Genomic DNA, 349 nt, shown 5'->3' with positions numbered 1-349 from the left:
CGCGCCCGGGTGGGCGGCGCGGACCTCGGCGGCCAGCGCGAGGAGCACGGCGACGCGGTCGGCGCCGGCCGGGCGCGACTCGCTGGTCAGCACGGTGCCGGCGAGGGCGACGACGACGGCGGAGACGTAGTCGACGTTGAGCTCCAGACCCAGGCCGACGTGGGAGCCGGGGCGGAGCGAGAGGGGCTTGCTGGGGCGCCCCCGGGAGGGGGCGGCCGGGGCCGCCGGGACGTCCGCGAGGGTGGACTCGACGACGGCCCCGGCGGCCTCGAGGTCGGCGACGATCGCGCCGACCGTGGCCTTGGCCAGCCCGGTGCGCTGCGCCAGCCCGGCCCGCGAGGCGGGTCCG

1 pseudogene is annotated in these 349 nt (G+C 80.8%); it reads right to left on the bottom strand.

The annotated features are described in order from the left end of the window. A pseudogene (locus QWY29_RS19920) lies at positions 1 to 349 on the bottom strand (hypothetical protein); the annotation flags it as partial.

It is taken from the genome of Nocardioides abyssi (genome assembly GCF_030412915.1).
GTDB lineage: Bacteria > Actinomycetota > Actinomycetes > Propionibacteriales > Nocardioidaceae > Nocardioides > Nocardioides abyssi.
The sequence above is the reverse complement of the archived record's forward strand: the minus strand, read 5'-3'. Positions and strand labels throughout refer to the sequence as shown.